Annotated in this window: 1 protein-coding gene; it reads right to left on the bottom strand. The window is 69.3% G+C overall.

Annotation, left to right across the window (positions count from 1 at the left end):
* Positions 1-3 precede the first annotated feature (3 nt).
* Positions 4-2578, bottom strand: a 2575-nt coding sequence (locus RFM41_RS33905; protein WP_320319353.1) for a shikimate kinase, incomplete at its 5' end; no start/stop codon positions are given.

The following is a 2578-nucleotide window of genomic DNA, read 5'->3' on the forward strand; positions in this document are numbered from 1 at the left end:
GCTTCATGGACCGGAGCCGATAAGCGGCCTGAGGCGGTCCAGCAAGGCCTGGCGGTCGGCGACGAGGGTGTCGAGGTGGAGCGGCCGGCCGGTGGGCGGTTCGGCTTCAGCCAGGCGTGAAGTCAGCGCCCGGGTGGCGTCGAGGACGAAGACGCCGCAATCATAGTTGTTGTCCTGCTGGGCCATCAGCACCGGCTTCAAGCGGGCGCCCAGCTTTGCGGCGAGCTCTTGTGCCAGCGCGCTGTTTTGGCCGCCGGAGGAGTCGTAATGAGAGGCGAGCGGCTGGGAGCCGCGCAGATCGACAAACAGCAGCGACCAGTGGGTGCCCTGCTCGCCAAGCGCGGCATTGTTGAGGGGAAGGAACACGAAGTCGGTCCTGGCGTCCGCCAAATTGCCCCCGCCGCCGGCGATGCCGTGGAAGATGGCGGCCGCTTCGGCCTCGTCTTCGGTCATGCGCAACAGATGGGTCACCGAAGGCTCGACCAATCGGATCCGGGCGGCGATGTCGGGACTGGCCCCGTGCAAGGCCTCGCCAAGCAGCGCGTAATCGGCCGTGATATGGTCGTCCAGGAGCCATTGGGTGGCGCCAAGCGCCAGCCGATGCGCTGCAGCGGCTACCGGGGGAAGCCCGGCTGCCTGGCGCTCGGTCGGCCGAACGCCAGGTGGCACGTCGACTGCGATGCCGGGAGCGTCGGAGATGGCTGATGTCCCGGCAGCGGCGGGCGTCTCGGCAGCGGCAGGCGTCTCAGGAGCAGGCGCCTCGTTGGCCTGTGTCTCGTTGGCCTGTGTCTCGTTGGCATGTGTCTCGTTAGCAGGGGTCTCGTTGGCAAGGGTCTGTGCGGCTGCGTCCTCGCCGCCGCACAGGTAGGCGTGGAGCGCCTTCACGCAAGGCTCGGCGTTCTCCTTGTCCTTTGCGGAGGGCGGGACCACGGTGATATCGGCCTGTTGGTAGAGCGGCCGGCGCTCGTCGAACATGCGGCTTAGCTTCTGCTCGCCGTCGGGGCCTTGCAGCAGCGGCCGGCTGGTGTCGTTCCTGAGGCGCCTGCGGATCACTTGCGGGTTGGTGTCGAGCCAGACCGACACCGCCTTCTCGCCGATCAGGGCTCGATTGTTGGGCTCGATGAAGCCGCCGCCGCCGGTTGCGATGACGATCGGCCCCTTCTCCAGCTGCTTGGCGAGCTCTTCGGCCTCCAGCTGTCTGAAGTGGGCCTCGCCCTGGCGCGCGAACAGATCGCTCAGATTGCCGTGCTCGCGCACGATTTCCTTGTCGGTGTCGACAAACTTCACCCCCAGCTTGCCGGCAAGCTCGCGGCCGATGGTCGACTTGCCGCTGCTCGGCATGCCGACCAGCACCACCGGGCGCATGCCGAGGGCGGCTATGATCGCGCCGGCCTGCGGCGAGCGAGGGGCAGCGGGCTGGCTTGCCCGGTCGGCGGTGGCCAACCTGGAGGCCCCAGCCGTCCGCGACCGGCTGTGGCCCGCCGAGCCCCAGTGGGGGATGCTGGAGGCGTCGGGGGGAATGGCGACCTCGAGGCATCTGTCCCGCACGCGCTGCACGAGCTCGTCGGCCTTTTGCTCGGCGTCCGGCCCGGGATGGCGCCGCAGCCAGCCGATCTGCTTGTAGAGGTCGTGGTTGGCGAGCTTGGCCCGGTAGCTGGCCGGCGTATGGAACTCGACCTCGAAGCGATAGCCCTGCGGGGTGCTGAACACGGTGCGGATGGCGAGGAAGCTCGGCGTGCGCATCCTGAACCAGTTGGTGGTCTCGACCTCGCTGCAGCCGCGCTCCTCGAAGGCCAGCACGGCCGTCTTGAAGGCGCGCGTCAGGGCCGCGTCCGGGATCTCGAAGACATGGCGCACCGCATTGGTGAGCAGCTGGGCCTCGGGCGCGGCGCTCACGCTCTGGCCGGTGAGCCCGTCGGCCATCGAATCGCGCCCGCGCAGGCGCTGCTCGAGATGCGGCATGGTCACCTCGATGCCGGCCTGCCGCAAAAGCGCGGCGACCGCCTGCGCGGTCGCGGTGATGGCGCCTTCCTCCGCCGCGGCGCGCTGGGCTGCGCGCCTGGCGTGCTCCAGGGCCTGCTCGCGGCTCAGCGTGATCGTGGCGGCGGGGTCGTCGGCTTCCGCGACGTCCAAGGGGCTGGGCAGGATGCCGTTCGCGGCGGCAAGCTTGATCGAGGCCTCCATGACCGAGGCCGCCAGTGTCGGATTGTCCTTCAGATCCGCCAGGCTGGCGTCGACGTCGAAGCGGCCCTGGTGCAGCGTTGCCGCCAGCGCCTTGACATAGGGCGCCGGCTTCAGGCCCGGGACCTGCTGCAGGAGCCGCTGCAGATCGGCGCTCTTCTTCATGAACAGCCGCGCCCCGGTGTCGGACTTGTAGGCGTCGGTGCCGACCTTGATGCCGACGCTCAACAGGTTGATGGCGCTTTCGTGCAGATCGTGCGGGTTGTAGCCGTCGGGCCGCGGATCGATGCGCGCCCGGCAGTGGTCGAGCAGGAGCTCGACGCGCTCCCTGGCGTCCGCGGCTGCCGGATAGGATTCGGCAAGCTCGGGAAACAGCGCGCCGGCGGCGGCGCTGACG

The sequence above is a fragment of the Mesorhizobium vachelliae genome (genome assembly GCF_033977325.1).
Taxonomy (GTDB): Bacteria; Pseudomonadota; Alphaproteobacteria; order Rhizobiales; family Rhizobiaceae; genus Mesorhizobium; species Mesorhizobium vachelliae.